The 24,826-nt window shown below is 73.2% G+C and carries 26 protein-coding genes; 10 read left to right on the forward strand and 16 right to left on the reverse strand.

The features are described 5' to 3' along the window. Nucleotides 1–10: 10 nt before the first annotated feature. Genes J3473_RS02835 through J3473_RS02845 form a run of 3 tightly spaced genes read right to left on the reverse strand, consistent with a single transcriptional unit; the run spans nucleotide 11 to nucleotide 2,681 of the window. Nucleotides 11–730, reverse strand: a complete 720-nt coding sequence (locus J3473_RS02835; RefSeq protein ID WP_207021805.1) for a sulfite exporter TauE/SafE family protein — start codon at nucleotides 728–730, stop codon at nucleotides 11–13. Continuing rightward, nucleotides 727–1,503 carry a sulfite exporter TauE/SafE family protein gene (locus tag J3473_RS02840; RefSeq protein WP_207021806.1) on the reverse strand — a complete coding sequence of 259 codons (777 nt, stop codon included), beginning with the start codon at nucleotides 1,501–1,503 and terminating at the stop codon, nucleotides 727–729. Before J3473_RS02840 ends, J3473_RS02835 begins: the two co-directional genes overlap by 4 nt. After that, the gene (locus J3473_RS02845; RefSeq protein WP_207021807.1) at nucleotides 1,419–2,681 is read right to left on the reverse strand and encodes an MFS transporter; all 1,263 of its coding nucleotides are present in this window, start codon (nucleotides 2,679–2,681) and stop codon (nucleotides 1,419–1,421) included. Before J3473_RS02845 ends, J3473_RS02840 begins: the two co-directional genes overlap by 85 nt. 111 nt (nucleotides 2,682–2,792) lie before the next feature. Here J3473_RS02845 and J3473_RS02850 point away from each other — a divergent pair, with 111 nt between their 5' ends. Beyond that, nucleotides 2,793–3,089 (forward strand): helix-turn-helix transcriptional regulator, encoded by a 297-nt coding sequence (locus J3473_RS02850; RefSeq protein ID WP_030528441.1) that lies wholly within the window; start codon nucleotides 2,793–2,795, stop codon nucleotides 3,087–3,089. A gap of 42 nt (nucleotides 3,090–3,131) precedes the next feature. On the opposite strand, the gene J3473_RS02855 is transcribed toward J3473_RS02850, so the two are convergent. From J3473_RS02855 to glgA, 5 genes are all read right to left on the reverse strand, one after another. After that, complete coding sequence (locus tag J3473_RS02855; RefSeq protein WP_030528440.1) at nucleotides 3,132–4,322, reverse strand: SPFH domain-containing protein; 1,191 nt, start codon at nucleotides 4,320–4,322, stop codon at nucleotides 3,132–3,134. A 39-nt stretch (nucleotides 4,323–4,361) separates the two neighbouring features. Further along, a complete protein-coding gene (locus J3473_RS02860; RefSeq protein WP_207021808.1) occupies nucleotides 4,362–4,835 on the reverse strand; it encodes an NfeD family protein in 474 nt (157 codons plus the stop codon). 66 nt (nucleotides 4,836–4,901) lie between these two features. Beyond that, the gene (locus J3473_RS02865) at nucleotides 4,902–5,684 is read right to left on the reverse strand and encodes an ABC transporter ATP-binding protein (protein ID WP_030528438.1); all 783 of its coding nucleotides are present in this window, start codon (nucleotides 5,682–5,684) and stop codon (nucleotides 4,902–4,904) included. 49 nt (nucleotides 5,685–5,733) lie between these two features. After that, nucleotides 5,734–6,219, reverse strand: coding sequence for an XdhC family protein (locus J3473_RS02870; RefSeq protein WP_207021809.1), 486 nt, complete (start codon nucleotides 6,217–6,219; stop codon nucleotides 5,734–5,736). Continuing rightward, entirely contained in the window at nucleotides 6,216–7,409 is a 1,194-nt protein-coding gene (glgA, locus tag J3473_RS02875) for a glycogen synthase (protein WP_207021810.1), read from the reverse strand. The genes J3473_RS02870 and glgA overlap by 4 nt, the downstream gene beginning before the upstream one ends. Before the next feature lie 63 nt (nucleotides 7,410–7,472). On the opposite strand from glgA, the gene glgC reads away from it, so the two are divergent. Both glgC and J3473_RS02885 read left to right on the forward strand, forming a co-directional pair. Further along, nucleotides 7,473–8,744 carry a glucose-1-phosphate adenylyltransferase gene (gene glgC / locus J3473_RS02880; RefSeq protein ID WP_207021811.1) on the forward strand — a complete coding sequence of 424 codons (1,272 nt, stop codon included), beginning with the start codon at nucleotides 7,473–7,475 and terminating at the stop codon, nucleotides 8,742–8,744. Further along, nucleotides 8,741–9,571, forward strand: a complete 831-nt coding sequence (locus tag J3473_RS02885; RefSeq protein WP_207021812.1) for an LLM class F420-dependent oxidoreductase — start codon at nucleotides 8,741–8,743, stop codon at nucleotides 9,569–9,571. Before glgC ends, J3473_RS02885 begins: the two co-directional genes overlap by 4 nt. Here J3473_RS02885 and J3473_RS02890 read toward each other — a convergent pair. Continuing rightward, nucleotides 9,561–10,115: an AAA family ATPase gene (locus J3473_RS02890; RefSeq protein WP_207021813.1), complete on the reverse strand. Its 555-nt coding sequence runs from the start codon at nucleotides 10,113–10,115 to the stop codon at nucleotides 9,561–9,563. The genes J3473_RS02885 and J3473_RS02890 overlap by 11 nt on opposite strands. 77 nt (nucleotides 10,116–10,192) lie before the next feature. Here J3473_RS02890 and serB point away from each other — a divergent pair, with 77 nt between their 5' ends. Next, nucleotides 10,193–11,416, forward strand: a complete 1,224-nt coding sequence (gene serB / locus J3473_RS02895) for a phosphoserine phosphatase SerB (RefSeq protein ID WP_207021814.1) — start codon at nucleotides 10,193–10,195, stop codon at nucleotides 11,414–11,416. Between the two features lie 3 nt (nucleotides 11,417–11,419). Here serB and fabI read toward each other — a convergent pair whose 3' ends face one another. Both fabI and fabG read right to left on the reverse strand, forming a co-directional pair. Next, nucleotides 11,420–12,178, reverse strand: coding sequence for an enoyl-ACP reductase FabI (fabI, locus tag J3473_RS02900; RefSeq protein WP_030528430.1), 759 nt, complete (start codon nucleotides 12,176–12,178; stop codon nucleotides 11,420–11,422). Nucleotides 12,179–12,216: 38 nt separating this feature from the next. Continuing rightward, entirely contained in the window at nucleotides 12,217–12,930 is a 714-nt protein-coding gene (fabG, locus tag J3473_RS02905) for a beta-ketoacyl-ACP reductase (protein WP_207021815.1), read from the reverse strand. 61 nt (nucleotides 12,931–12,991) lie between these two features. Between fabG and J3473_RS02910 the strand changes: the two genes are divergently transcribed. Beyond that, nucleotides 12,992–13,342, forward strand: coding sequence for a DUF3099 domain-containing protein (locus J3473_RS02910; protein WP_242525647.1), 351 nt, complete (start codon nucleotides 12,992–12,994; stop codon nucleotides 13,340–13,342). 21 nt (nucleotides 13,343–13,363) lie between these two features. Here J3473_RS02910 and moaA read toward each other — a convergent pair whose 3' ends face one another. Beyond that, the gene (moaA, locus tag J3473_RS02915) at nucleotides 13,364–14,365 is read right to left on the reverse strand and encodes a GTP 3',8-cyclase MoaA (protein WP_030528427.1); all 1,002 of its coding nucleotides are present in this window, start codon (nucleotides 14,363–14,365) and stop codon (nucleotides 13,364–13,366) included. A 33-nt stretch (nucleotides 14,366–14,398) separates the two neighbouring features. On the opposite strand from moaA, the gene J3473_RS02920 reads away from it, so the two are divergent. Next, nucleotides 14,399–15,187 (forward strand): SURF1 family protein, encoded by a 789-nt coding sequence (locus J3473_RS02920; RefSeq protein WP_242525648.1) that lies wholly within the window; start codon nucleotides 14,399–14,401, stop codon nucleotides 15,185–15,187. A gap of 39 nt (nucleotides 15,188–15,226) precedes the next feature. Then, a complete protein-coding gene (locus J3473_RS02925; protein ID WP_207021817.1) occupies nucleotides 15,227–16,570 on the forward strand; it encodes a DUF2252 domain-containing protein in 1,344 nt (447 codons plus the stop codon). Between the two features lie 13 nt (nucleotides 16,571–16,583). Here J3473_RS02925 and J3473_RS02930 read toward each other — a convergent pair whose 3' ends face one another. Further along, nucleotides 16,584–18,485, reverse strand: coding sequence for an ABC transporter ATP-binding protein (locus J3473_RS02930; RefSeq protein WP_207021818.1), 1,902 nt, complete (start codon nucleotides 18,483–18,485; stop codon nucleotides 16,584–16,586). Nucleotides 18,486–18,636: 151 nt separating this feature from the next. Here J3473_RS02930 and J3473_RS02935 point away from each other — a divergent pair, with 151 nt between their 5' ends. After that, the gene (locus J3473_RS02935; protein ID WP_256437917.1) at nucleotides 18,637–20,022 is read left to right on the forward strand and encodes a TrpB-like pyridoxal phosphate-dependent enzyme; all 1,386 of its coding nucleotides are present in this window, start codon (nucleotides 18,637–18,639) and stop codon (nucleotides 20,020–20,022) included. A gap of 25 nt (nucleotides 20,023–20,047) precedes the next feature. Here J3473_RS02935 and J3473_RS02940 read toward each other — a convergent pair whose 3' ends face one another. Continuing rightward, complete coding sequence (locus J3473_RS02940) at nucleotides 20,048–21,100, reverse strand: metallophosphoesterase (protein WP_207021820.1); 1,053 nt, start codon at nucleotides 21,098–21,100, stop codon at nucleotides 20,048–20,050. Between the two features lie 36 nt (nucleotides 21,101–21,136). Beyond that, nucleotides 21,137–22,735, reverse strand: a complete 1,599-nt coding sequence (locus J3473_RS02945) for an ABC-F family ATP-binding cassette domain-containing protein (protein WP_030528421.1) — start codon at nucleotides 22,733–22,735, stop codon at nucleotides 21,137–21,139. Nucleotides 22,736–22,861: 126 nt separating this feature from the next. Between J3473_RS02945 and J3473_RS02950 the strand changes: the two genes are divergently transcribed. Further along, complete coding sequence (locus J3473_RS02950; RefSeq protein ID WP_207021821.1) at nucleotides 22,862–23,782, forward strand: neutral zinc metallopeptidase; 921 nt, start codon at nucleotides 22,862–22,864, stop codon at nucleotides 23,780–23,782. A 4-nt stretch (nucleotides 23,783–23,786) separates the two neighbouring features. Here J3473_RS02950 and J3473_RS02955 read toward each other — a convergent pair whose 3' ends face one another. Beyond that, complete coding sequence (locus J3473_RS02955) at nucleotides 23,787–24,215, reverse strand: iron chaperone (protein ID WP_207021822.1); 429 nt, start codon at nucleotides 24,213–24,215, stop codon at nucleotides 23,787–23,789. A 107-nt stretch (nucleotides 24,216–24,322) separates the two neighbouring features. On the opposite strand from J3473_RS02955, the gene J3473_RS02960 reads away from it, so the two are divergent. Continuing rightward, nucleotides 24,323–24,730, forward strand: coding sequence for a PPOX class F420-dependent oxidoreductase (locus tag J3473_RS02960; protein WP_207021823.1), 408 nt, complete (start codon nucleotides 24,323–24,325; stop codon nucleotides 24,728–24,730). Nucleotides 24,731–24,826 lie beyond the last annotated feature (96 nt).

Here is a 24,826-nt window from a genome sequence, read left to right on the forward strand (position 1 = left end):
GCGCACGAGGCTAGGCCAGGACGGCGCGGGCGATGACGACGAGGCCGGCGACCACGCAGAAGCCGAGCACGAGCCGGCGGAACCGTTCGGGGTCCACCCGCCGGCGGACGGGCACCGCGAGGGCGTAGCCGACCAGGGCGAACGGGATGAGGACGAGCCCGGCGAGCACCTGGTCGCGGTGGACCTCGCCGCCGAGCGCCAGCCCCGCCACCGCCATCCCGGACCCGACGAGGAAGAAGGCCGCGAGCGTCGAGCGCACGCGCTCGGGCCGCTCGTGCTGGAGGACCAGGGCGAGGAAGGGCCCCCCGATCGCGGCGGCCGTGCCCGAGACCCCCGAGACCGCTCCGGCGACGAGCGTGTTCGCGCGCGTCGGGCGCAGGTCGACCGCGCGGACCGACAGGGCGACGGTCACGAGGATGAGCGCGCCGACGAGCGCCGCGATGGCCCGCGGCGAGAACCACGCGACGACGGCCACCCCGACCGGTGTCAGGACGGCCCGGGCCACGAGGGCGAGGGCCAGCGGCCCGCGGGCCAGGTCGCGGACGCCGTGCGAGAGCTGGAGGACGGGCAGGGTGATGCTCGGCAGCAGGAGGGCCACCGGCATGAGGTCCGGGGCCAGCAGGACGACGAGCGGGGCGGCGACGACCGACATCCCGAAGCCGACGACCGACTGGACGAGCGCGCCCGCGAGGACCGACAGCCCGAGCGCGACGAGGACGAGCGGCGTCACGGGAAGAGGACGAGCTTGACGACGGCCACGACGCCGACGACGACGATGACCGCCCGCAGCACGGGGGCGGGCAGGCGGCGCCCGACGGTGGAGCCGACGACGCCGCCGATCGTCGAGCCGACCGCGATGAGGAGGACCACGAGCCAGTCGATCTGGTCCGGGGCCACGAGGACGAAGACGAGCGCCGCGACGAAGTTGACGACCGAGGCGAGCACGTTCTTCAGGCCGTTGATGCGCTGGAGCGGGTCGCTCGAGAGGGCGCCGAGGATGCCGACGAGGATGATGCCCTGCGCCGCACCGAAGTACCCGCCGTAGACGCCGGCGCCGAAGACCCCACCCTGCATGAGCCGGCGGTGCGTGCTCGCGGCCTCGGCCCCTCCCGCCTCGCGCCGCCGTGCCGTCCACGCGTTGAGGCGCGGTCCGGCGACGACGAGCACGAGTCCCAGCACGATGAGCACCGGCACGATCGCGCGGAAGAGGTCGGGGTCGAGGACGAGCAGCAGCACCGCACCGAGGGTGCCGCCGAGGAAGGACATGGGGGCGTAGCGACGCAGCTGCGGACCCATCCCCCGCAGCTCGCGGCGGTACCCGATCGAGCCCGTGACGCTGCCGGGGACGAGGCCGATGTTGTTCGACACGTTCGCCGTGACCGGCGGGATTCCGAGCAGCAGGAGGGTCGGGAAGGTGATCAGCGTGCCGGAGCCGACGATGGTGTTGATGGTGCCGGCGCCGATGCCCGCGAGGACGACGAGCAGGGCTTCTCCGAGGGACACCGGGCCACCCTAGTGCGGAGCTCTACCGCGAGGGCCGCCGCGGCCACGACACCGACGAGCACGGCGTATCCGACTGTCGTGGTGTCGAGCCCGAGCGCGAGGGTGAGTGCACCGGCGACGAGCGCGGGCACCGAGAACGCGAGGTAGCTGACGACGTAGACGGCCGACATCAGGCCGGCGCGCTCGTGCGGCTGCGCGAGCGCGCTGACCGCGCGCAGCGCACCGAGGAAGGCGCTGCCGAACCCGGCCCCGGCGACCACGACCGCGATGCCGAGCAGCGGCAGGAGGGTGAGGACGAGGGACGCGACGAAGGCGACGAGCCCGGTGACGAGGGCGATGAGCCCGAAGCGGCGCAGGTCGGCGGCCGGTCGCTCACGCCCGGCGTACGAGGCCAGCGCGCCGGTCCCGGTGAACGCGCCGAGCACGAGACCGGCGACGAGGTGCCCCGGCACCGCGAAGCGGGTCGCGAGCACGCTGCCGCTGACCGACAGCATCAGCCCGCCGAGCGACCACGTCGCGGCCATGACGGGCACCGACGTCCTGAAGGTCCCGCGGGCCGCCGCGGGGACGGCGACGACCGGGAGCATCGAGCGGAGCGCGCCCGGGCGACGGGGTGCGGTCTCGGGCAGGAACGGCACCGCGAGCAGCAGGACGACCACGAGCCCGCCGAGCACGGCGTAGACCAGGCGCAGCGGAGCGGGCGCGAGGTCGGCCAGCGCACCGGCGACCACCCCGCCGAGCGCCAGCCCGACGAGGGGCGCCACCCCGTTGACGACGGCGCCGCGCTGGGTCCCGTGGCGCTGCAGGTCGAGGAGGAAGGCACCCATCACGCCCATGGCCGCGCCGGTCGCGAGCCCCTGGACCACCCGGGCGGCGACGAGCGCCGCGGTCCCCTCCGCGCCGAGGAACAGGGCGAGGGCCCCGAGCTCGACGAGCAGGGCGGCGGCGAGGACGGGCCGGCGGCCGACGTGGTCCGAGAGCCGCCCGACGACCAGGAGCGCGGCGAGCAGGGCGAGGACGTAGACGGCGAAGACGACGGTGAGCGTCGCCGGGCCGAAGCCGAAGGCCTCCTCGTAGGCCGGGTACAGCGGGCTCGGCGCGCTCGAGGCCGCGAGGAAGGTGGCCACGGTGGCACCGACGACCACGAAGGCCGGGGCCGGGGTGAGGCGGAGGGACATCGCCGTGCTCCGTTCTGGAATCATCGAACCGTTCGCCCCGTTGAACCTCGTGCCACCGGCCACTATTCCAAGGAAGTCGAACCGTTGTCCCGGCCCTCCTCGCCCCGCCTCATGGACCACCCCGACCTCGCCGCCGTCGAGCTCCCCGTGGTGCTCTTCGCGCTGAGCGACCCGACGCGCCTCGCGCTCGTGCGCGAGCTCGCGACGGAGGGCCCGCGGACCGTCGAGGAGTGCCGCGAGAGCGAGCCGGGCGTGCCGAAGTCGACGTTCTCGCACCACCTGCGCACGCTGCGCGAGGCCGGCGTCGTGCGCAACGAGCCCGCCGGGCGCCACCGGGTCGTCACCCTGCGCCGCGACGAGCTCGACGCGCGCTTCCCCGGCCTGCTCGACGCCGTCGTCCACGACTGAGCGCCCGGACCTCGTGGAGGTCCGGGCGCTCGGTCGCGTGGCTCAGGGCTGGGCCGGAGGTGCCGGCGGGGCCGGCGGCGGCTCGACCGGCGGGGAGGCCGGCGGGGCCATCGGCTCGGTCGCCGGCGGGGCCGCGGGCGCCTCGCGCGGCGGCACCGCGTCGGCGTCCGGACGGATGGGGGGCTGGACGCGCGAGGCCGGCTGGGCGTGCTCCTCGGCCTCCTTGCTCGACTGGGCGGCCTGGCCGCGGGCCCGCTCGAGGGCGGACTTCGGGTCCTCGAGCGTCGTCTCCTCGAAGGCGTTGCCGAGCATCTCGCCCGGGTCGACCCACTCGTCGTCGCCGCCGTCGCCCGAGGGCTTCGTGGCGCCGAGCGCCCCGCCGATGCCGCGCAGCGCGTCGGTCAGCTCGCTCGGGATGATCCACATCTTGTTGGAGTCACCACGGGCGATCTGCGGCAGCACCTGGAGGTACTGGTAGGCGAGCAGCTTCTGGGTCGGCTTGCCACGGTGGATGGCGTCGAACACCTGCTGGATGGCGCGGGCCTGGCCCTGGGCCTCGAGGATGCGGGCCTGCGCCGAGCCCTCGGCCCGGAGGATCTGGCTCTGCTTCTCGCCCTCGGCCGTGAGGATCTGGCTGGCCTTGGTGCCCTCGGCGTTGAGGATGGCCGCGCGGCGGTCGCGCTCGGCCTTCATCTGCTTCTCCATCGACTCCTGGATGGAGGCGGGCGGGTCGATGGCCTTGAGCTCGACGCGGTTGACGCGGATGCCCCACTTGCCGGTCGCCTCGTCGAGGACGCCGCGCAGCTGGCCGTTGATCTGGTCGCGGCTGGTCAGCGTCTGCTCGAGGTCGAGCGAGCCGATGACGTTGCGCAGCGTCGTGACGGTGAGCTGCTCGATGCCGGCGATGAAGTTGGCGATCTCGTAGACCGCGGACTTCGGGTCGATCACCTGGTAGTAGATGACGGTGTCGATCGAGACGACGAGGTTGTCGCTCGTGATGACCGGCTGCGGCGGGAACGAGACGACCTGCTCGCGCTGGTCGATGTTGGCGCGCACGATGTCGACGAACGGCACGAGGAAGTGCAACCCGCCCTCGAGGGTGCGCGAGTAGCGACCGAGGCGCTCGATGATGAGGGCGGTCTGCTGCGGGACGACGCGCACGGTGCGGACGAGCACGATGATCGCGAAGACCGCGAGCAGCAGGATGACGACGAGTGGACCGATTCCGTCCATGGTGGTGCCTTTCCGTCGGTGCCCGGTCGGGGCACGGGGTCAGGTGGTGGGGGTGGTCGGGGGTGCGGGCAGCGGGACGACGATCGCGGTCGCGCCGTGGATGGCGATGACCCGGACCTGGTCGCCGGGACCGGCGGGCGCGCCGCCCTCGGCGAGCCGAGCCGACCACGTCTCGCCCGCGAGCTTGACGCGGCCGTCGGTCTCGGTGACGGCCTGGAGGACCCAGGCCTCGCGCCCGACGAGGCCGGCCGCACCGATGTGGTGGTCGGTGACCGCGTCGGTGAACTTGCGCTTGAGCATCGGGCGCACGACGAGCAGGAGCACCATCGCGAAGACGACCGCGACGACGACCTGGAAGAAGAACGGTGCCCCGAGCGCCGCCGCGATCGCCCCGGCGAGCGCGCCGCCGGCGAACATGACGAAGACGAAGTCGACGGTGGCGGCCTCGATGGCCGCGAGCACGAGTGCGACGCCCAGCCATCCGAGCCAGGCGTTGTCGGTCAGCCAGTCCATCGGCCTCCCCTTCCCTCCGGTGTCGTGGCTCGGACGCGCGGTCGGCGCCCTCGGTTCCCTGTCGCCTCAGCGGGCGCGGGCGGCGTAGCGGTCACCGCGGACCTCGAGCTCGAGCGGCATGCCGAAGGTGCGCTCGAGGTTCTCGGCGGTCAGGGTGATCTCGATCGGGCCCTGCGCGACGACGCGGCCCTCGCGCAGCAGCAGGACGTCGGTGAAGTGCGGCGGGATCTCCTCGACGTGGTGGGTCACGAGGACGAGGGCGGGCGCGGCGAGGTCGGCGGCGATCGCCCCGAGCCGGCGCACGAGGTCCTCGCGGCCGCCGAGGTCGAGGCCGGCGGCGGGCTCGTCGAGGAGCATGAGCTCGGGGTCGGTCATGAGGGCGCGGGCGATCTGCACCCGCTTGCGCTCCCCCTCCGACAGCGTGCCGTACCGCCGCTCGGCGAGGTGGCTCGCGCCCAGGGCGTCGAGGAGCTCGGCGGCGCGCGCCTCGTCCATCCCGTCGTACGCCTCGCGCCACCGCCCGACGACGCCGTAGGAGGCGGTGACGACGACGTCGCGGACCTTCTCGTGCGGCGGGATGCGTTCCGCGAGCGAGGCGCTCGACAGGCCGATGCGCGGCCGGAGCTCGAAGACGTCGACCGCGCCGAGGACCTCCCCGAGGACGCCCGCGACCCCGGTCGTCGGGTGCATCCGGCCGGCGGCGATCTGCAGGAGGGTGGTCTTGCCGGCGCCGTTGGGGCCGAGGACGACCCAGCGCTGGCCCTCCTCCACCTCCCACGACAGGTCGTCGAGGATGGTGGTGTCGCCGCGCACGACGCCGACACCGGCGAGGGCCAGGACGTCGCTCATGCCACCGACCCTAGTTGACGGCGTGCTCCGCGCCGGCCGCGCCGCGCGGTCAGGAGGCCCGCATCGGGGTGCCGGGCCGCCCGTGGCCGTCGGCCACCACCTCCGCGACGACCGAGAGGGCGATCTCGCCGGGCGAGCTGCCCCCGATCGAGAGGCCGGCGGGGACGTGCAGGCGGCCCAGCTGCTCGTCGTCGAGGCCCTCGCCGCGCAGCTGCTCGAGCAGGGCGGCCGACCGGTGGCGGCTGGCCATCATCGCGACGTAGGGCACCCCGGCCCGCAGCGCGTCGCCGAGGAGCGGGTAGGCGCCGTCGCCGTCGTGGTTGCACACGACGAGCGCGTCGACGGTCCCGAGCGCGCCGAGGGCGTCCCCGACAGGGGCGGCGTCGAGCAGCGTGGCATCCCACCCGGTGGCCGTGGCGATCGCCACCAGCGACTGCGCGATCCGGTTGTCGAAGACGGCGACCAGGTGCCCGAGGGCGCCCTCGACCGGCGTGGCGCCGCTGCCGAGGACGCGGTCGTGCCGGGTGTCGCTCACGCGCCCACGACCCCGCGGTAGACCTCGAGGGTGCGCTCGGCGATCGTGCCCCACGAGAACGACTGGACGGCCCGGCGCCGGCCGGCGGCGCCGAAGCGGGCCGCGCGGTCGAGGTCGGAGACGGCGTCGGTGAGGGCGGCCGCGAGGTCGGCGACGAAACGGTCCTCGTCGACCGGCGTCCCGGTGCCGTCCTGGACCTGCTCGATCGGCACGAGCCAGCCGGTCTCGCCGTCGACGACGACCTCGGGGATGCCGCCGGTCGCCGTCGCGACGACGGGCAGCTCGCACGCCATCGCCTCGAGGTTGACGATGCCGAGCGGCTCGTACACCGACGGGCAGACGAAGACCGACGAGGCGCTGAGGACGGCCGTCACCTCGTCGCGCGGGAGCATCTCGCTGATCCACACGACGCCGTCGCGCTCGGCGCGCAGGTCCTCGACGAGCCCCTCGACCTCGGTCTTGATCTCCGGGGTGTCCGGCGCGCCGGCGAGGAGCACGAGCTGCACCTCGGGCGGCAGCTGCGCGGCGGCGCGCAGCAGGTAGGGCAGGCCCTTCTGGCGGGTGATCCGACCGACGAAGACGACGGCCGGGCGGTCGGGGTCGATGCCGTGCCGACGCACGACGTCGGGGGCGTCGTTCGGCCGCCAGAGCTCGGCGTCGATCCCGTTGTGCACGACGAGGACCTTGGCGGGGTCGACGCTCGGGTACGAGCGCAGGATGTCCTCGCGCATCCCCGCGCTCACCGCGATGACGGCCGCCGCGCCCTCGTACGCGGTGCGCTCGACCCACGACGAGAGCCGGTAGCCACCGCCGAGCTGCTCGGCCTTCCACGGCCGCATCGGCTCGAGGCTGTGGGCCGACAGCACGTGCGGCACGCCCTCGAGGAGGCCGGCGACGTGCCCGGCGAAGTTGGCGTACCAGGTATGGGAGTGGACGAGATCGGCTCCGGCACAGGCGGCGGCCATCGTCAGGTCCACCCCGAGGGTGCTGAGGGCGGCGTTGGTGCCCTCGAGCTCCGGCAGGTCGGGGTGGCTCGTCGTCCCCTCCTCGTCCCTCGGGCCCCCGAAGGCGTGGACGCGCACGTCGGTGTCGTCCCGTTCCCGCAGGGCCCGGGTCAGCTCGGCGACGTGCACCCCCGCTCCCCCGTAGATCGACGGCGGGTACTCCTTGGTCAGGATGTCGATGCGCACGGTTTTCACCGTAGTGGCGAACGGGGGCTGCCGACGAGGCCGATCACCCCATAGGTTGGTCGCATGGCGTACCGCAGCGGAGGTCCCAAGGTCCTGGCCATCGTCCTCGCGGGTGGGGAGGGCAAGCGGCTGATGCCGCTGACGCGCGACCGCGCCAAGCCCGCCGTGCCGTTCGGGGGCATCTACCGGCTCATCGACTTCGCGCTGTCGAACGTCGTCAACTCCGGCTACCTCAAGGTCGTCGTGCTGACGCAGTACAAGTCGCACAGCCTCGACCGGCACGTGACCAAGACGTGGCGGATGAGCACGATGCTGGGCAACTACGTCGCCCCGATCCCCGCGCAGCAGCGCATCGGCAAGTCCTGGTACCTCGGCAGCGCCGACGCGATCTTCCAGAGCCTCAACACGATCACCGACGAGAAGCCCGACATCGTCGTGGTCGTCGGCGCGGACCACGTGTACCGGATGGACTTCTCGCAGATGGTCGACCAGCACGTCGCGAGCGGCGCCGGCGTCACCGTCGCCGCGATCCGCCAGCCGAAGGCCGACGCCGACCAGTTCGGCGTCATCGACGTCGAGCCCGATGACCCGACCCGCATCCGCGCGTTCCTCGAGAAGCCGACCGACCCGGAGGGCCTGCCCGACTCCCCGGACGAGGTGCTCGCGAGCATGGGCAACTACGTCTTCAGCGCCGACGCGCTCATCGACGCCGTGACCAAGGACTCGACGACCGAGGGCAGCAAGCACGACATGGGCGGCGACATCGTCCCGGCCCTCGTCGCGCAGGGCGCCGCGTCGGTCTACGACTTCAAGAACAACGTCGTCCCCGGCGGCACCGAGCGCGACATGGGCTACTGGCGCGACGTCGGGACGATGGACTCCTACTACGAGGCGCACATGGACCTCGTCTCGATCCACCCGGTCTTCAACCTCTACAACTACGACTGGCCGATCTACACGACCTACGGCCCGTTCCCTCCGGCCAAGTTCGTGCACGGCGCGCACGGCCGGTTCGGCGAGGCGCTCAACTCGGCCGTCTCCCCCGGCGTCGTCATCTCCGGCGCGCGGGTCATCGGCTCGGTCGTCTCCCCCGACGTCCACGTGCACAGCTACACCGAGGTCGAGGACAGCGTCCTGCTCGACGGTGTGCAGATCGGGCGCAACTGCACGATCCGCCGCGCGATCATCGACAAGAACGTCACGGTGCCCGAGGGCACGACGATCGGCGTCGACCGCGAGGCCGACCTCGCGCGCGGGTTCACCGTCACCGACTCCGGCATCACGGTCGTCGGCAAGGGCCAGGAGATCGGCGCCGGACCGGTGGAGGGCGCGTGAGCGGCACCGACCGGCCGGTCCGCATCGGCGCGCAGCTCCAGCCCCAGCACGCGAGCTACGCCGAGATCCGCCGCACCTGCGCGCGGCTCGAGGACGCGGGCGTCGACGTGATCTTCAACTGGGACCACTTCTTCCCGCTCTACGGTGAGCCCGACGGCGCCCACTTCGAGTGCTGGACGATGCTCGCGGCGTGGGCCGAGGCCACCGAGCGTGTCGAGATCGGCGCCCTCGTCACGTGCAACAGCTACCGCAACCCGCAGCTGCTCGCCGACATGGCGCGCACCGTCGACCACGTCAGCGCCCGCGACGGCGCCGAGGGCCGGCTCATCCTCGGCATCGGGTCGGGATGGTTCGAGCGCGACTACGCCGAGTACGGGTACGAGTTCGGCACCGCGGGAGGCCGGCTCGACGCGCTGGCCCGCGACCTGCCGCTCATCGAGGAGCGGTGGTCGAAGCTCAACCCCGCGCCGACGCGCAAGATCCCCGTCCTCATCGGAGGCGGGGGCGAGCGCAAGACGCTGCGCATCGTCGCCCAGCACGCCGACGTCTGGCACGGCTTCGGCGACCCGGAGACGGTGGCGCACAAGCACTCCGTCCTCGACGAGTGGTGCACGAAGGTGGGGCGGGACCCCTCGGAGATCGAGCGCTCGGCCGGCGTCTCGCCCAAGCCCGGGCGCCTGCCCGAGGACGTCGACGACTACGCCGCCGGGGCCCAGGCCCTGCACGACGTCGGCACGCGGCTGTTCACGGTCGGGCTCAACGGCCCCGACCACGACCTCGGTCCGGTCCGCGACCTGATCGCCTGGCGGGACTCCCTCACCGGCTGACCCGGCGGGCGAGCACGTCGAGCACCGTGCCGACGCGCCGGCTCCGGTCTCCCCCGACCTCGAGGACGGTCGTGCTCGCGGGGAGGAGCTCGTCGTCGTCGAGCAGGTCGAGCAGCGCGGTGTCGGCGGCCTCGCGCAACGCTGCGTCCTCCTCGTCCGGCACGGACACGCCGATGGTGCCCGCGAGCGGGAGGACGACGAGCAGGTCGACGTGCGCGTGCGCACGAGCAGTCAGCGACCGCAGCGCGCGCGCCGAGCCCGCCGTGACGCCGGGCCGGCCCAGCGCGTCGAGCGCCTCGAGGTAGGCGAGCAGGTCCAACGGCCCGCGCTCGGCGACGACCCGCTCCCCCGGGCCGAGAGCGAGCAGGCGGTCCGCGGCCACGTGCAGCTGCTCGACGAACGACTCCGCGGAGGCCGGCAGGAGGTCCTCGTCGACGAGCTCCCACGGGTCCGGCAGGACGTCGTGCCCGGGCAGCGCCGCGCCGAGATCGGCGACGAGCGTGGACTTGCCCGTCGCATGGGTCCCGGAGACGACGATGCGCACGACGGCGACGGTAGCCGTCCGGTCCGGTCCGCGACCTCGTCGCTGGGCGGGACTGGCTGTCCGGCTAGCCTGCCGGTGTGCCCTCCCCCGAGACGCCGCCCCTCCCGCCGCAGCCCGACCCCGAGGCGCGCACGCTCCTCGTCTCGCTGAGCGGGCCGGACCGACCGGGCGTCACGAGCGCCGTCTTCGCGGCGGCCGCGACCGTCGGCGGTGACGTCCTCGACCTCGAGCAGGTCGTCGTCCGCGGGCACCTCGCGCTGTCGGTGCTCCTCGCACCCGGGCCGGACGAGAACGTCCTCACCGACCGCATCACCCGGGCCGGCGAGGAGATGGGGATGCACGTCCAGCTGGTGGCCGGGCGCGGCGACAACGCCCGCCGGCGCACCGGCCGGGCCGCGGTCGTCGCGATGGCCCGCCCGCTCGAGACGCGCCACGTCGCAGCCGTCGCCCGCGCGGTCGCCGCGCACGGCGCGAACATCGACCGCATCCGGCGCCTGTCGCGCTGGCCGGTGACGACGGTCGAGCTCGACGTCTCCGGCGCCGACGTCGACCGGCTGCGCCGCGACCTCGCGCTCGTCTCGGCGAGCACGGGCTGCGACATCGCCGTCGCCCCGGCCGGCCTGGCCCGGCGCGGGGGGCGGCTCGTCGTCATGGACGTCGACTCCACGCTCATCCAGGACGAGGTGATCGAGCTGATCGCCGAGCACGCCGGCACCGCCGCCGAGGTCGCGGCGGTCACCGAGCGCGCGATGCGGGGCGAGCTCGACTTCGCCGAGAGCCTCCACGCCCGCGTCGCGACGCTCGCCGGGCTGCCGGTCTCCGTCCTCGACGACGTGCGGGCCTCCGTCCGGCTGACCCCCGGTGCCCGCACGCTCGTGCGCACCCTCAAGTCGCTCGGCTTCACCGTCGCGCTCGTCTCGGGCGGGTTCGCCGAGGTCGTCGAGCCGATCGGGGTCGAGCTCGGCGTCGACCACGTCCGCGCCAACCGGCTCGAGGTGCTCGACGGCCGGCTGACCGGTCGCGTCACCGGCGCGGTCGTCGACCGGCCGGGCAAGGCGGCCGCGCTGCGCGAGTTCGCCGCCCTCGAGGGGCTGCCGCTCACGCGGACGGTCGCCATCGGAGACGGCGCCAACGACCTCGACATGCTCGGCGTGGCCGGTCTCGGGGTCGCGTTCAACGCCAAGCCGGTCGTGCGCGAGCAGGCGGACACGTCGGTCAACGTGCCCTACCTCGACACCGTCCTGTTCCTCCTCGGCGTCAGCCGGGAGGAGATCGAGGACGCCGAGACCGCGGAGGCCTGACCCTCAGGCCCCGATGGCGTGGTAGCCGCCGTCGACGTGGATCATCTCGCCGGTCGTCGCCGGGAACCAGTCCGACAGCAGCGAGACGCACGCCCGGGCCGTGGGCACCGCGTCGTTGACGTCCCAGCCGAGCGGCGCGCGCGTGCCCCACGCCTCCTCGAACTGCTCGAAGCCGGGGATGGACTTGGCCGCGGTCGTGCGGATCGGGCCGGCGGCGACGATGTTGCAGCGCACGCCCTTCGGGCCGAGGTCGCGGGCGAGGTAGCGGTTGGTGGACTCGAAGGCGGCCTTGGCCACGCCCATCCAGTCGTAGACCGGCCACGCGAAGCGAGCGTCGAAGGTGAGGCCGACGACGCTGCCGCCGTCGGGCATGAGCGGCAGCGAGGCCTTCGCGAGGGCGGCGAGCGAGTACGCCGAGACGTGCACCGCCGTCGAGACGTCCTCCCACGAGGCTTCGAGGAAGTTGAAGGCGCCCTGGGGGGCGAAGCCGATCGAGTGCAGGACGCCGTCGAGGTGCGGCACGTGCTCGCGGACCCGGTCGGGCAGCGCCGCGAGGTCCTCCTCGCTCGTCACGTCGAGCTCGATGACCGGCGGGGTCTGCGGCAGGCGCCGCGCGATGGCCGTCGTGATCTTCGTCGTGCGGCCGAAGGAGGTGAGGACGACCTCCGCCCCCTGCTCCTGGGCGATCTTCGCGACGTGGAAGGCGATCGAGGAGTCCATGAGGACGCCGGTGATGAGGAGCTTCTTGCCCTCGAGCAGCATGGCTGGCCTTTCGGTGGTGGGTCGGGGGACGGTCGCGGTCAGTGGCCCATGCCGAGGCCGCCGTCGACCGGGACGACGGCGCCGGAGACGTAGGCCGCCTCCGGCGAGGCGAGGAAGCGCACGACACCGGCGACCTCGTCGGTCGTCGCGAAGCGGCCGGCCGGGATCGCCGCCTTGTAGGTCTTCTGGGTCTCCTCGGGCAGCGCCGCGGTCATGTCGGTCTCGATGAAGCCGGGCGCGACGACGTTCGCCGTGATGCCACGTCCGCCGAGCTCGCGCGTCACCGAGCGGGCCAGGCCGACGAGGCCGGCCTTGCTCGCGGCGTAGTTGGCCTGCCCGGGGCCTCCGTAGAGGCCGACGACGCTCGAGATGAGGATGATGCGGCCGCGGCGCAGGCGGATCATCCCCTTGCTCGCGCGGCGCACGCAGCGGAAGGCGCCGGTGAGGTTGGTCTCGAGGACGCTGTCGAAGTCCTCGTCGCTCATCCGCATGAGCAGGCCGTCCTTGGTGATGCCGGCGTTGGCCACGAGCACCTCGACCGGACCGCCGAGCTTCTCCTCGGCCTCGGTGAACGCGGCGTCGACGGACGCGCTGTCGGTGACGTCGCAGATGACGCCCTCGAGGCCCTCCGGCGGCTTCCCGCTGCGGTGGGTGACGACGACGCGGTCGCCGGCCTGCGCGAAGGAGCGGGCGATGGCCAGCCCGATGCCGCGGTTGCCGCCGGTGACCAGGACGGTGCGGGGGTCGCTCATGCTGTCGAACCTAGTGGACTACCCAGCGGTAGCCGGACAGCCGCGGACGTATGGTGGACGGGTGCCCACGACCCGCCACCGCCACCCCGACGCCCAGTCGGTGACGACGGCGGCGGACTCGCGCGAGGCCGACCAGCGGCACCGGATGAAGCAGTACCTCGTGACGATGACCATCCGCACGATCTGCTTCGTGCTGACCATCGTCATCGACGACTGGTACCGCTGGATCTTCGCCGCCGCCGCGGTGTTCCTGCCCTTCATCGCGGTCGTCGCCGTCAACTCGGTCGCCCCGCGGGTGCGCGGCCGTCGCACGCCGGTCACGCCGAGCGTCGACCCGACCCCGCGCCTCACCGACCACGCGTACACGCACGTGCCGAGCACCGTGCGCCACGAGGACGAGCCCCGCGGCTGACGCCGTCGCGGTCGCCCCGGTTCAGCCGCCGATCGCCGACATCGGGCGGTCGGGCTGCTCGAAGTCCGGGCGGTCGATGCCGTGCCCGGGCTTCTTCGCCCACATCTCGCCGATGACGAGGTCGGCGAGCTCGGTGTCCGACGCGCCCTCGCGCATCGGGCCGCGCAGGTCGATCTCGGAGCGGGAGAAGAGGCAGTTGCGCAGCTGGCCGTCGGCCGTCAGCCGCACCCGGTCGCAGGCGGCGCAGAACGGCGCGGACACGCTGGCGATGACGCCGACGGTCTGCGGGCCGCCGTCGACGAGGAAGCGCTCGGCCGGGGCGCTGCCGCGCTCCTGGACGGGGGTGAGCCGGAACCGCTCCCCCAGCCGCTCGAGGATCTCGGCCTGCGACACCATCTGCGAGCGGTCCCAGGCGTGCTGGGCGTCCAGCGGCATCTGCTCGATGAAGCGCAGCTCGTAGCCGCGGTCGAGGCACCAGCCGAGGAGGTCGGCGACACCCTCGTCGTTGAACCCGCGCATCGCGACCGCGTTGACCTTGACCGGGGTGAGCCCGGCGTCGGCGGCGGCCTTGAGCCCGGCCTCGACGTCCTCGAGCCGGTCGCGACGGGTGAGGTCGCGGAAGCGCTGGGCGTCGATGGTGTCGAGGCTGACGTTGACGCGGTCCAGCCCGGCGGCCGCGAGCGGCGCGGCGAGCCGGTCGAGGCCGATGCCGTTGGTCGTCATGGCGATCCGGGGGCGCGGCTCGAGCGCCGCGATGCCGGCGACGACGTGGACGAGGCTGCGCCGCAGCATCGGCTCGCCGCCGGTCAGGCGGACGTTGGTGACACCGAGGCCGACCATGATGCGCACGAGCCGGACCAGCTCGTCGTCGGTGAGCATCTCGGGCTTGGGGAGCCAGTCGAGGCCCTCGGCGGGCATGCAGTAGGTGCAGCGCAGGTTACAGCGGTCGGTGACCGACACGCGCAGGTCTCGCCCGACGCGGCCGAAGCGGTCGAGGAGGCGGGGCTCTGGGAGGTCGGTCATAGGAGTCCACAGTACGTCGCGTAGCGTGAAGTGGTGCTGCGTCGGCTCCTGACACCTCGATGGCTGGGCGCGCTCGTCCTCTCGGCCCTCTTCGCGGTGGCCGCCTACCACCTCGGCTGGTGGCAGTACCACCGGCACGAGGCGAAGGTGGAGCGCAACGACCGGCTGGACCGGCACTACCGCGCCACGCCCGTGCCCGTCGGCGAGGCCATCACCGCCGACGGCGTCAGCACGGACGCCGAGTGGACGCGCGTGACGATGACCGGCAGCTACGCCGCGGGTCCGGTGTTCGTCCGTGGCCGCCCCAACGACGGTGCGGTCGGCTACGAGGTCCTGTGGGCCTTCCGCCCGGACGACGGCGGCACCGACGTCCTCGTCGACCGCGGCTGGGTGCGCGTCTCGGACCAGGGCGCCAGCGTCCTGCCGACCGTGCCGCCGGCTCCCTCCGGCGAGACGACGGTCGTCGGCTGGGCCCGGCCCGGCGAGCAGTCGGCCGACAAGCCACCGGCGGCCGGGCAGATCGCCAACCTCTCGGTGCCGGACGCATCGCGCGCCCTCGGCACGACGCTGCTGCCGGGGTACGTGCTGCTGGAGTCCGAGCGCACCGCCGACGGCACGACGCCGCCCCGCCCTGCTCCCCTGCTGCCGCCCGACCGCAGCCTCGGCCCGCACCTCGCCTACGCCTACCAGTGGTGGATGACCACGGTCCTCGGGTTCGTCCTCGTCGGCTTCGGCATCCGGCGCGAGGAGCGCCTGGCGCATCCCGAGAAGTACCCGCCGACGCCGAAGAAGGTTCGCATCTGGGACGAGGAGGACGGCTGAGGCCGGTCCTGCACCACGGGTGGCGTGCGAGAGTGCCGCATGACCACGACGCCGGAGCAGCGCACCGACCTCATCGTCACGACCCTCCTCGAGGCCTTCGAGCCGCTCATGCGCGCGGACCCGCACGGGTTCCGGACCAAGTTCCGCAAGATGGCGCGCGACCCGTTCGCCTTCTACCGCGGCACGGCCTGCCTGTTCTACGCCGACGTCGGTGAGGGTGGGCTGTTCGGTGGCTTCGACGAGCGCTGGGTCGACGACGACGGCGCCCGGGTCTGGATCCAGGGCGACCTGCACGCCGAGAACTTCGGGACCTACCTCGACGCCGACGGCCGGCTCGTCTTCGACGTCAACGACTTCGACGAGGCCTACCTCGGGCACTGGACGTGGGACCTCGCGCGCTTCTGCGCCAGCCTGTCGCTGATGTGTTGGCAGAAGGCGCTGCCCGACGACGTCATCGACGACCTCGTCGGCCTCTACGTCCGCGCCTACGTCGACCAGGTCGCGCACTACCGGCAGGTCGACGACGACACCGAGTGGGCCCTCACCCTCGACACCGCCGAGGGTGCGGTCCTCGACGCCCTCCGGGCGGCGAAGATGTCGACCCGTTTCGCGATGCTCGAGTCGATGACCGTCGTCGACGACTACCGCCGCTCCTTCGCCGAGAGGAGCGGCGTGCGTCGGCTCGAGGCCGACGAGGAGGAGCGGGTGCGGGCGGCGTTCGCCCGCTACCGGGAGACCCTGCCCGAGCGGCACCGCGGCACCGTCACGTTCGACGTCCTCGACGTCGTCGGACGCTCCGGCTTCGGCATCGGCAGCGCCGGCCTGCCCGCCTACAGCCTGCTCGTCGAGGGGTTCACCCAGGCTCTGGACAACGACGTGGTGCTCTCGATGAAGCAGGGGAACGTCGCCGCACCGAGCCGGGTCGTCGACGACGAGCGCGGCGCCGCCTACTTCGACCACCACGGCCACCGGACGGCGGTCTCGCAGCGGGCGCTGCAGGCGCACGCCGACCGGTTCCTCGGCTGGACCTCGCTCGAGACCGACGGACGCGAGGTCGGGTACGTCGTCAGCGAGGTCTCCCCGTACGAGGCGGACCTCTCGTGGGACGACGTCTCGGAGCCGGAGGACCTCGAGGTGCTCCTCCCCCAGCTGGGACGGGCGAGCGCGAAGATCCACTGCGTCGCCGACTCCGAGTCCGACCAGGACCTCGTCCGGGTCAGCGTCGAGGAGGTCGTCGGGCGAGCCGTCGGCGACGACACCGACGCGCTCGTCGCGACGATGGTCGAGTTCGCACGGGCGTACTCGACGCGCGCCACCGAGGACTACCGGCTCTTCGTCGACGCCTTCCGCGGCGGCGCGTTCGAGCACGTCGCCCCGGCCTGACACCGGTGCGGGCTCAGGCGGGGCGGGACTCCGTCGGGGTGTCGAGGACCTCACCGAGCTCGTCGTCGAACTGGGTGCGGTAGAGCTCGGCGTAGAGGCCGTCCGCCGCGACGAGCTCGGCGTGGGTGCCGCGCTCGACGATGCGGCCGTCGTCGACGACGAGGATCTGGTCGGCGTGCCGGACGGTCGAGAGGCGGTGCGCGATGACGAGCGCCGAGCGGTCGCGCAGGGCCTCGTCGAGGGCCCGCTGGAGCGCCTGCTCGGACTCGCTGTCGAGGTGGGCCGTCGCCTCGTCGAGGACGATGAGGCCGGGCCCCTTGAGCAGCAGGCGGGCGATGGCCAGGCGCTGCTTCTCGCCGCCGGAGAGGCGGTGGCCGCGGTCGCCGACGACGGTGTCGAGGCCGGCCGGCAGGGAGTCGACGAGCGTCCACACCTGGGCGGCGCGCAGCGCGGCGACCATCTGCTCCTCGGTGGCGCCCGGCGCGGCGTACTCGAGGTTGGCGCGGATGGTGTCGTGGAAGAGGTGCGCGTCCTGGGTGACGACGCCGACCGCGTCGTGGAGCGACTCGCCGGACGCCTCGCGCAGGTCGACGCCGTTGATGCGCACCGAGCCGGCCGTCGGGTCGTACAGCCGCGCCACGAGCGAGGTGATCGTCGTCTTGCCGGCACCGCTCGGCCCGACGAGCGCGACGAGGGTGCCGGGCTCGACGGTGAAGGACACGTCGCGCAGGACCGGCCCGCTGCCCCGGCGGTCGCCCGTCGCCGTGCTCTCCAGCGACGCGAGCGAGACCTCGTCGGCGGACGGGTAGGCGAAGCCGACGTTCTCGACGTCGACCCGCACCGGGCCCGCGGGGACCGGTCGCGCGTCCGGGGCGTCGGCGACGAGCGGCTCGAGGTCGAGCACCTCGAAGACCCGCTCGAAGGACACGAGGGCGGTCATGATGTCGACGCGGACGTTGGAGATGGCGGTGAGCGGCCCGTAGAGGCGCGCGAGCAGCGCGGTGAGGGCGATGAGCGTGCCGACGGTCAACGAGCCGCCGACGGCCATGACACCGCCGACCCCGTAGACCATCGCCGTCGCGAGCGAGGCGACGAGGGTGAGCGCGACGAAGAACACCGACCGGTTGACGGCGATCTTCACACCGATGTCGCGCACCCGGGCGGCGCGGACGGCGTACTCGTCGTCCTCGACGGCTGGGCGGCCGAAGAGCTTGACGAGCAGCGCGCCGGCGACGTTGAAGCGCTCCGTCATCCGCGTCCCGAGGTCGGCGTTCTGCACCATCTGCTCGTGCGCGAGGCTCGCGAGCCGCCGGCCCATGAAGCGTGCCGGCAGGAGGAAGAAGGGGACGAGCAGCAGGGCGGCGAGGGTCAGCTGCCAGGACAGCAGCGCCATCGCCCCGACGATGAGGACGAGCGTGATCGCGTTGCTCACGACGCTCGAGAGCACGGAGGTGAACGCCTGCTGGGCGCCGATGACGTCGTTGCCGAGGCGGGTGACGAGGGCACCGGTCTGCGCACGGGTGAAGAAGGCGACCGGCTGACGCAGGACGTGCGAGAAGACCTGGGTGCGCAGGTCGTAGATGAGGCCCTCGCCGATCCGCGCGGAGAACCATCGCTCGACGAGGGTCAGCACCCCGCCGACGAGGGCGATGAGCGCGACGAACAACGAGAGGCGCACGACGACGCCGGAGTCCTTGGGGTAGATGCCGTCGTCGATGATCGCCTTGAGCAGCAGCGGCGTGGCGACGACGAGGGCAGACTCGACGACGACGAGCCCGAGGAACCACGCGATGGCCTTCTTGTACGGGCGGGCGTAGCCGAGGACCCGGCGCGTCGTGCCGGGCGCCAGGCGGCGCTCCTTGACGCTGGAGTCGCGGCTCAGGCTGTGGAGGGCCTGCCAGCCCGTCATGCTCATCGGTGTCGGTCTCCTCGGTGTCGGTGCTCGCCAGTCAACCACCGCGCGCCGACACGTGTTCCCCCGACGGTGGTCACCCTCTTGTGCGCGGGGCGCCGCGACCGCACGATGTGCCCACGCCGACCGTCCGCGACATCCACCGAGGAGCCCCGTGCCCGAGCCGCTGCGCCACAAGATCCTGCTCGACGAGGACGAGATGCCGACCCGCTGGTACAACGTGCTGGCCGACCTCCCGACGCCTCCCCCGCCGCCGCTGCACCCCGGGACGGGGCAGCCGGTCGGGCCCGAGGACCTCGCCGCGATCTTCCCGATGGACCTCATCGCGCAGGAGGTGACCACCGAGCGGTACGTGGACATCCCGCAGGAGGTCCAGGACGTCTACCGGCTGTGGCGGCCCTCGCCCCTGTTCCGGGCGCACCGCCTCGAGAAGGCGCTCGGCACGCCGGCCCGCATCTACTACAAGTACGAGGGCGTCTCCCCCGCCGGCTCGCACAAGCCGAACACCGCCGTGCCGCAGGCGTACTACAACGCGAAGGCGGGCATCCGGAAGCTGACGACCGAGACCGGCGCCGGGCAGTGGGGCACCTCGCTCGCGTTCGCGTGCGCGCAGTTCGACCTCGAGTGCGAGGTGTGGCAGGTCCGGGCCTCGTACGACGCCAAGCCGTACCGCCGGATCATGATGGAGACCTTCGGCGGCACGGTGCACCCGAGCCCCTCGGACCTCACGCAGGCCGGTCGCACGATGCTCGCGAGCGACCCCGCCTCCCCCGGGTCGCTCGGCCTGGCCATCAGCGAGGCGGTCGAGGTCGCCGCGCAGGACCCGACGGCCAACTACGCGCTCGGCTCGGTCCTCAACCACGTCCTGCTCCACCAGACCGTCATCGGTGAGGAGGCGCTGCTCCAGCTGGCCAAGGTCGGCGAGAGCGTCGACCTCATCGTCGGCTGCACCGGCGGCGGCTCGAACTTCGGCGGGCTGACGTTCCCGTTCCTCCGCGAGAAGCTGCAGGCCGGCGGGGCCGGGCCGGTCATCCGCGCGGTCGAGCCGGCGTCCTGTCCCTCGCTCACCCAGGGCACGTACGCCTACGACTTCGGGGACGTCGCCGGGCTGACGCCGCTGCTCAAGATGCACACGCTCGGGCACGACTTCATCCCGGACCCGATCCACGCCGGCGGTCTGCGCTACCACGGCATGAGCCCGCTGGTCAGCCACCTCTACGAGGAGGGCCTCATCGAGGCCGTCGCCAAGACGCAGAAGGACTGCTTCGCGGCCGGCGTGCTCTTCGCGCGGACCGAGGGCATCGTGCCGGCGCCCGAGCCGACGCACGCGGTCGCGGCGGCGGTCGACGAGGCCATCCGGTGCATCGAGACCGGGGAGGAGAAGGTCATCCTCACGGCCCTGTGCGGTCACGGCCACCTCGACCTGCCGGCCTACGACGCCTACCTGCGCGGCGATCTCGTCGACCACACGTGGGACGACACCGAGCTCCAGCAGTCGGTGGCCGCGGCCCTCACCCGCCTGCCGGCCATCCCGGGCTGACGAGGGCCGGGACGCCGCCGGGCGCTCAGCGCGTCAGGTGCACCTGGTCCGTGAACGTCGCGCCGCCGACCGGCTCGAACCGCGCCCGGAGGTCGTGCGCGGTCACCGACACCGCCAGCGACCCGAACGCCGGGTGCAGGTCGCGGGCGCTGACCGCCGCGAAGTAGGGCCGTTCCGGGTCGCCTGCGGTCACGTCCCGGAGCGGGTGGCCACCGGTGCCGACGGTGACGGTCGTCGTGCCCCGGCCGCTCGTCACGCAGCCCGCGTCGTACCGGCCGGGCACGACCCGCGGGCACTGCGCCCCGAGGGCGAGCGGGCGGGTGCGCTGGTACATGTGCTCGTGACCGGTGACGACGAGGTCGACCTTCTCGCGGAGCATCAGGTTGGTCAGGTCCGGCCCCGGCTCGCACGCGTAGACGCCCACGGACAGGCACGGCTCGTGCATCCCGACGACGACCCAGGGGATGCCCGCGGCCCGCGCCGAGGTCAGGGCCTTCTCGGTCCACCGGTAGTGCGAGGTCCCGGCGGCGTACGACCACGTCCCGGACCCGAAGTCGAGCGCCGGCGAGACCATGACGATGCGCACGACCGGCTTCGCGGCCGGGACGTCGACGTACCACTCGCGGCCGTACTGCCCGACGAGCCCCGGGAGGCGGTTGGGCAGGCAGCGCGCGAAGGCGTCGACGTCACCGTTGGGCCCGTGGTCCTCGTGGTTGCCCGAGACGATCTCGACCGGGTAGCGGGCGCCGAGGGCCGCGGACACCTGCCGGCACCAGTCGGTCTCGGCGCCGGGCGCCCCGTACGAGAGGTCGCCGACGACGAGCGTGAAGTCGTCGGCACGGTCGTCGATGCCGCGCAGGACGCGCGTGGTGTCCGCGGTCGCCCCGACGTCGCCGAGCACCGAGAACCGCACCGGGGCAGGGCGCGCTGCGAGGGTGACGGGAGCCGTGGGGGTGAGCCGGGCGGGGGCCGGGAGCGACCCCGCGGGCGCGGTCGAGGCATCCCCCGGGCGCGGACCGGCGCCGCACCCCGCGAGCAGCAGGACGACGACGGTGACCAGCACCCGCAGCGACCTCACCCGGGCAGTATGCGCCCGCCGACGGGTCGGCGCGCCTCAGGCGAGGGTGACGAGGTCGCGGTAGTCGGCGTTGAAGAGGTCCTCGACGCCGTCGGGCAGCAGGAGGATGCGCTCCGGCTCGAGCGCGTCGACGGCGCCCTCGTCGTGCGTCACGAGGACGACGGCGCCCTCGTAGGTGCGCAGCGCGCCGAGGATCTCGTCGCGCGAGGCGGGGTCGAGGTTGTTCGTCGGCTCGTCGAGGAGCAGGACGTTCGCCGACGACACGACGAGCAGGGCGAGGGAGAGCCGGGTCTTCTCGCCGCCGGAGAGGACGCCCGCGGGCTTGTCGACGTCGTCGCCGCTGAAGAGGAAGCTGCCGAGCACCTTGCGGACCTCGGTCTCGCCGAGATCGGGCGCCGCCGACTTCATGTTCTCGAGGACGGTCCGGCCGACGTCGAGGTTCTCGTGCTCCTGCGCGTAGTACCCGAGCTTGAGGCCGTGACCGGGCTCGACCTGGCCGGTGTCGGGGGTGTCGACCCCGGCGAGGAGGCGCAGCAGCGTCGTCTTGCCCGCGCCGTTGAGGCCGAGGACGACGACCCGCGAGCCGCGGTCGATCGCGAGGTCGACGTCGGTGAAGACCTCGGCGGAGCCGTAGGAGCGCGACAGGCCCGAGGCCCGCAGGGGGGTTCGACCGCACGGTGAGGGCTTGGGGAAGCGCAGCCTGGCCACCTTGTCCTGCGCCCGGTCGGCCTCGAGGCCCGAGAGCAGCCGCTCGGCGCGGCGGGCCATGTTCTGCGCGGCGACGGTCTTCGTCGCCTTGGCGCGCATCTTGTCGGCCTGTGCCATGAGGGCGGACGCCTTCTTCTCGGCGTTGGCCCGCTCCCGGCGGCGGCGGCGCTCGTCGGTCTCGCGCTGCTGGAGGTAGGCCTTCCAGCCGAGGTTGTACTGGTCGAGCTCGCTGCGGTTGGCGTCGAGGTGGAAGACCTTGTTGACGACGACGTCGAGCAGGTGCACGTCGTGGCTGATGACGACGAGCCCGCCCCGGTACCCCTTGAGGTGGTCGCGCAGCCAGGCGATGGAGTCGGCGTCGAGGTGGTTGGTCGGCTCGTCGAGGAGCAGCGTCTCGGCGCCGCTGAAGAGGATGCGGGTCAGCTCGACGCGTCGGCGCTGACCGCCGGAGAGGGTGCCGATGGTCTGCTCGAGCAGACGCTCCTCGAGGCCGAGGGCTGCGGCGATCTGGGCCGCCTCCGACTCGGCCGCGTACCCGCCCGCGGCGGTGAACTCGGCGTCGAGCCGGCTGTAGCGGCGCATCGCGCGCTCCTGCTTCTCGCCGGTCTCGGTGGCCATCGCCTGCTCGGCGGCCCGCAGGTCCCGGACGATCGTGTCGAGCCCGCGCGCGGACAGGACGCGGTCGCGGGCGGTGATGCCGAGGTCGCCGGTCCGCGGGTCCTGCGGGAGGTAGCCGACCTCGCCGGAGCGGGTGATCGTGCCGGCGGCCGGCTGGGTGACCCCCGCGAGGGTCTTGGTCAGCGTCGTCTTGCCGGCGCCGTTGCGGCCGACGAGGCCGATGCGGTCGCCGGGGGCGACCCGGAAGGTGGCCCCGTCGAGGAGCAGGCGGGAGCCTGCGCGCAGCTCGACGGACGCAGCGGTGATCACGGTGGGGCCTTCCGGTGTGGTGGGTCCCGGGGCCTGCGTCGCGTGGCGGCACGGCCGCCCGGGCTCCCCCTAGTCTAGGTCGCGCCGGACGCTGCTCCGGAACGGCCCGACCACGGAGGCAGTGCGATGAGCTTCAACGACGACGTCACCCTCGACACCTCGCAGGTCCGCTCCGGTGGCGGCGGGTCGGGTGGCCCGGGCGGGCTCGTCGTCGGCGGCGGCCTGGGCGGCATCGTCGTGCTCATCCTCGCGCTCGTCTTCGGCATCGACCCCTCGCAGCTCCCGACCGGCGGCAGCGGCCAGGCCGCGCCCGGGCAGGTGCAGGCCGGTGGCGAGGTCGACCCCACCGCCTTCCAGGAGTGCCGGACCGGCGCCGACGCAAACCGCAGCGACACCTGCCGGGTCATCGGCACGGTCAACTCGGTGCAGGCGTTCTGGGCCGGTGAGCTCCCGCGCTACAAGCGCGAGTGGCAGGAGACGCCGACGGTGCTCTACTCGGGCGCGACGCAGTCGGCGTGCGGCACGGCGAGCAACCAGGTCGGACCCTTCTACTGCCCGCTCGACAAGTCCGTCTACATCGACGCGAGCTTCTTCCAGGTCCTCAGCACCCAGTTCGGCGCGGACGACGGCGCGCTCGCGCAGGAGTACGTCGTCGCCCACGAGTACGGGCACGCGCTGCAGGACCAGCTCGGGCTGCTCGGCAAGGCGCAGCAGGGCGGCACCGGGCCGGAGTCCAACGGCGTCCGCATCGAGCTGATGGCCGACTGCCTCGCCGGCGTCTGGACGCAGCACGCGTCGCAGGTGCCCGACGAGGACACCGGCACGCCGTTCCTGAAGCCACTGACCGACGCCGACATCGAGTCGGCCCTCTCGGCGGCCTCCGCCGTCGGGGACGACCGCATCCAGGAGGCCGCGACCGGCCGGGTGTCCCCGGAGTCGTGGACGCACGGCTCGAGCGCCTCCCGGCAGAAGTGGTTCCTCCAGGGCTACCGCACCGGCGACCTCAACCAGTGCGACACCTTCGCGGTCGCCTCGGTCGAGAGCTGAGGCGTCAGCCCACCGCTCGGCGCACGAGCGCGGCGACCTGCTCCTCGCCCTCGGCGGTCAGGGTGGTCACGGCCCAGGCCACCGGCCACAGGGTCCCGTCGTCGAGGGCGGCGACGTCCTGGAACTCCAGGCTCGAGTAGCGCTGCCCGAACTTGCCGGAGTTCTTGACCGCCAGCAGGACCTTGCCGTCCTTCGCGTAGGCCGGCATCCCGTACCACGTGCGCGGCGCGAGCTCCGGTGCGGCGGAGGTGATCACCTCGTGCAGGCGCGTGCACAGCTCGCGGTCGCCGTCGTCCATCTTCGCGATGGCGTCCAGGAGGGCCTGCCGCTCCTCCTCGGCCTTGGCGCCCTTCTTGGCCGCCCGCGCCTCGGCGGCCCGCGCCTTCATCGCCGCCTTCTCCTCGGCCGAGAACCCACCCGTCGTGCCTGCCATGTCCACCCCTCGGTGTCGTCGTGCCGTGCGTGCGCGGCCCATCCTGCTCCCGCTGAACCGCGCTCGTCGAGAGGTCGCGGACGCGCTGGGCGTGACAGGCTGGCCGGATGACCGACGTCTGGACCACCGTCGGCGAGGCTGACTTCGTCTCGCTCACCACTTTCCGCCGCTCGGGTGCGCCCGTCGCGACGCCCGTCTGGGTGGCGCCCGACGCCGACGGGTCGCTGCTCGTCACGACGCCCTCCGGCAGCGGCAAGGTCAAGCGTCTGCGCCGCGACCCGCGCGTCGAGATGCGCCCGTGCTCGCGACGCGGCGCCGTCGAGCCGGACGCGCCGGTCGCCACCGGGCGGGCCCAGCTGGTCGAGAACGAGGCCGGTGTCGCCCACGCACACGACGTCCTGCGGGCCGAGTACGGGTTCCAGTTCCGGCTCATCATGGGCATCGAGCGGGTGATGCGCCGCGGGCACACCGACCGCGTCGTCCTGCGCATCACGCCGGGCGACACAGGAACCTGAGGCCCTACCGGATGTGGTACCCGGCCAGGTCGGCGACCAGGTCGATGCTGCCCGCGTTGTTGTACAACGTGACCTTGTTGCCCGGGCCCACCGCGG

Origin of the sequence: Phycicoccus sp. DTK01 (assembly GCF_017312765.1) — a bacterium.
Classification (GTDB): domain Bacteria; phylum Actinomycetota; class Actinomycetes; order Actinomycetales; family Dermatophilaceae; genus Phycicoccus; species Phycicoccus jejuensis.